This window comes from Streptomyces sp. NK08204 (genome assembly GCF_020400585.1).
GTDB lineage: Bacteria > Actinomycetota > Actinomycetes > Streptomycetales > Streptomycetaceae > Streptomyces.
Genome location: NZ_JAINVF010000054.1, coordinates 1 through 3,680, shown reverse-complemented (window position 1 = coordinate 3,680; position 3,680 = coordinate 1). Strand labels below are relative to the sequence as shown.

Here is a 3,680-nt window from a genome sequence, read left to right as displayed (position 1 = left end):
GCCTAACGTGCTACGCCGTCTCCAGCTTCGCCGGGACTGAGGCATGATCAGGTGCCGGTCCATATGTTTCAAGGGGGATAGATGAAGCGTTCTGCCACTGCCGTTGCCGCGCTGATACTGATCGCCGCGGTGGGTTGTGATGGGCAGTCCGGCACGAAGGCGCAGGCCGGGCCCACCACCTCCGGTCAGGCCGGCGCGGCGCGACCGATGACCGCCGGTGAGGTACGCCGAGCCGTCGTGACTGTGAACCAGCGTGAGGACACCGAAAACTGGGATGCGGCATTCTGGCGGAAGACCGCGGAGGGGCCGTGGTTGGAACAGCGGCTCGCCGCTGTGGACAACCACAAGAAGTACGGCGCCGGTACCGAGCCGAAGCCGACCGGCTCGCCCACAGTCTCGTCACAGGTCCACGCATGGGCGGCTGCCGGGCCTGCTGATGACCGATGGATCCTCGGCGCTTACGAGGCGCGGAGCGCGTCAGTCGGGGACACGGAAAACTCGGCAAGCCAGTACTGGTCGCTCTACCATCAGCAAAAGGGTGACGGCTGGCGCAGGGCCTTCCTGGCATTGGCGCCTTCACTCACCGCACTGCCCGCGCCGGCCACCGACCACGATGGTCAGGCCGTGGTTTCGGGCGACGTCTCGAAGCTCGCCGCGCCGCCGTCTTCCGTCTGCCGCCGGTACGACGACTACATTACCGATAAGAGCGGTACCGCGGCGGACGACGCGTTGTGGAGCAAGGACATCCGCAGCGTACGGGCCTCGTTCAAGACAGCGAAGACGCAACTGCGTGCCGACTTCAACAACCCCGTATCGATCCGCCTCAACAGCGACCCGCAGCCGACGCACCTCGGTCCCGTCTGGCGCACCGCCGACGGCGGAGCGCTGGTGGCATGTGTGGCGGTGACCAAGACAGTCATAGACATGGGCCCTGGCCGGTACATCAAGCTCTCCTCCAGCGGGTGGCCAGGCACCACGGGCATCCGCTGGAACGCCATGACGCAGAGCCAGCTCCACATGATCGTACTGAAGGTACCGGCGGGCTCCCACGAAGTGTCCATCGCTGCCCAGGGGAACTGGCCCTACCACTTCGACGGCACCCGGTACACAGGCAACTGACCCCAGGCCCACGCCGTATTCGGCCAGCTCTGGCCGTCGGGCCAGCCCTGGGCCTGTGACCAGCCTGGTGGCGGGGCCCGGGGCGCCCCGCACCGTCATTCGACATGCGGCAGCTGTACGAATCGCGCCTGCTTCACCCGGCTGAGTGGCACCGATCCGCAGCCGTGACGGGATATCGCGACTCCAGTGGAAGCGGCGCGGGTCGCCGGGGCGCGGGTCGTATATCGCCCGGCCGCCTGCATCGAACTGCCCCAGCTCCGTGGGGACGGCGACGCGGGTGTCGGTCTCGTCTTGCCTCGAGCCGGTGGTATCGAGCATCAAGCAGCAGATCCTCGCCTGACGTCCACACGTCCCATCAAGTGCGCAGGGCGCACAAGGCGCACGCACGCCTGTCCGTCGGACCACGTCGGAGTCTCCTACCCCACGGCGAGTTCACCGGCCACACAGGGACCAGGGCCGACTGAGCCCAAACGACCCGCGCCCTGGTAGCGGAACGCGGACGGTCAGCGGTGTGGCCTTGGTGCGGCGGTTCGGCGGGCGTAGTCGGCCAGGCCCGGTAGTCCGGGCCGGTCTTCGGCGATCCGGGCGGTCAGGGGCGCGTACGGAGGGTCGGCGCGCTTCCAGGGGCGCGGCGAGCTCGACGAGGCGCAGCTGGGTGAGGGCGCCGGCCGCGTCGCCGGTGTCGAGCAGGGCGCGGGCGGTGTCGGTCGCGGCGCGGGCCCGGCGCTCGGGGTTGGGCAGGGCGGCTGGGTCCAGCGCGGCGGCGTATGCGAGCGCTGTGTCGGTGTCGCCGAGCTCGCGGTGGATCCCGATCCGGTACAGGGCGCACTGTGGCGCCGACAGCTCTGGGCGGCGGCCGGCCTCAGCGTGGGCGTGGGTCAGGCGGCGGGCCGTCTGCTCGGCCCGGGCGGCGAGGTCCCGGGCTGCGTGCGGCTGGTGGTCCTGGGCGGCGGTGTAGGCCGCGGTCAGTGCGACCGTGCCCGCTGCATCCAGGGCGGCGGCCGAGGGCCGCGATTCGGCTGTCAGGTGACTGTGGGCCTGCTCCAGCAGGTACATGGCCTGCTGAGTGCGGCCGGTTCGGCGTAGTGGGGTTGCGGCCGCGCGGGCTGCGGCAGCCAGCACCACCGGGTCGCCTGTGCGGTACGCCGCGGTGCCCGCTCGTTCTGCGTGGGCGCCGGCGTCGCCGGTCCGGCCCTGTTTGACGGCCAGCTGGGAGGCGAGCATCCACACACGGGCGGCCAGGGCAGCGCCGACGGAGCCCGCTTCCATGCCGCGTTGCGCCCGGGCCAACAGCAGCGGCAGCATCTGCTCCAGCCGATCGTAGGCGCCGGCCGCGAAGAGTTGGCGGGCAGCGGCGATGTCGGCGGCGGACAGCCGGATGCCGCGGTGCGAGGCCGCCCACACCGCATTCGACGGGGCAAGGGCCGCGGTAGCTGTCAGGAACACTCCCCCACCGAGCAGGCTGCGTCGCTCCATGGGCCCTCCTCCTCGTCGCGGCCCCACAGGGTGCCGGACCGGCATGCCCTGACGCTACGTCCGTAGCCAGGGCGGGCGACAGGGCGCACGGTTGGGTCGCGGTCATCGCCGTGCAGTGCCTGCCCGGTACGACGGAGCCGGACGGCCTCGGCGTGCTGTGGGCCGTGGACCCGGTCACCGCGGAGTGCCGTTACGTCAACGTCTCGGCCGCCGCCTTCGCCCCCTCCCTCGCGCTGTTGGCGACGGTACGGCAACGGATGCGGCGGGCACTGAGGTGGCCGGGCTGCAGGAGCAGTTGGTGGCGCTGGACGCCTCCGCACTGTCGAACGCCGAGACCTGGTGGTCACTGATCGTCGAGCAAATGTGGCACAGGCTATTCTGACCGGCCTCGAAAGCAGCACTCAGCGAGTCAGACTCAGAGAGACCTTCTGTGACCTCGGACCGCCCGGCCCCGCCGACCACCCCCGAACAGGCCCTCGACATCGTCCGCAGCCGCTTCGCCGAGCCCAGGCTGCCCGACGGCTCGCCCGCCGAACTCCGCGTCGAGGAGTTGGACATCGGCTACCTGGTGTACGCGGTGTTCCCGCCGGTCACGGACGCCGCCGGACGGCCTCAGCCGGCTCCCCCCGGCGGCAGCAAGATCGTGGTCTCCAAAGAGACCGGCGAGACCGTCACCGTGCCCAACTACCCGACGCAGGCGGCCATCGACCTGTACCGCCGGCAGCAGGGCTGACCCGTACGGCGAGCGCTCAGTACAGCGAGAACCCGCCGCTGTGCCGGCCCCGGTTCTTCTTGGTCGCGCTCCTTCTCCAACAGCGACTCCCGCTGCCCGAGCAGGGGCGCAGGGCGCGGGCGATGCTGGGGACTCCCGGCCTCACCGTCCGTGACCCGCGCCGAGTCACCTGCGGCGGCTGCGTCGCCGCCTGGAACGCCCGCTGGCCCGGCCAGTTCACCTTCCCCGCCACGAGGGCCTTTCTGGTCGCCGGTGTAGACGTCGCAATCCATACCGAACCGGAAGGCCCTCGTTTCAAGACCCCTCAGCCGAGACCTGGCTCACCCGTCCACAACCTCCCGGGACAGAACAC

At 70.6% G+C, this 3,680-nt stretch carries 3 protein-coding genes; 2 read left to right on the top strand and 1 reads right to left on the bottom strand.

Annotation, left to right across the window (positions count from 1 at the left end; all coding sequences use genetic code 11):
- Nucleotides 1–81: 81 nt before the first annotated feature.
- On the top strand, nucleotides 82–1,119 hold the full coding sequence (locus tag K7G59_RS34205; RefSeq protein ID WP_225840582.1) for a hypothetical protein: 1,038 nt from the start codon (nucleotides 82–84) through the stop codon (nucleotides 1,117–1,119).
- Nucleotides 1,120–1,551: 432 nt separating this feature from the next.
- Here the strand turns inward: K7G59_RS34205 and K7G59_RS34200 are convergent, their stop codons facing one another.
- On the bottom strand, nucleotides 1,552–2,595 hold the full coding sequence (locus K7G59_RS34200) for a transcriptional regulator (RefSeq protein ID WP_225840580.1): 1,044 nt from the start codon (nucleotides 2,593–2,595) through the stop codon (nucleotides 1,552–1,554).
- A gap of 430 nt (nucleotides 2,596–3,025) precedes the next feature.
- Between K7G59_RS34200 and K7G59_RS34195 the strand changes: the two genes are divergently transcribed.
- Nucleotides 3,026–3,328 carry a hypothetical protein gene (locus tag K7G59_RS34195; RefSeq protein ID WP_225840579.1) on the top strand — a complete coding sequence of 101 codons (303 nt, stop codon included), beginning with the start codon at nucleotides 3,026–3,028 and terminating at the stop codon, nucleotides 3,326–3,328.
- Nucleotides 3,329–3,680: the final 352 nt, after the last annotated feature.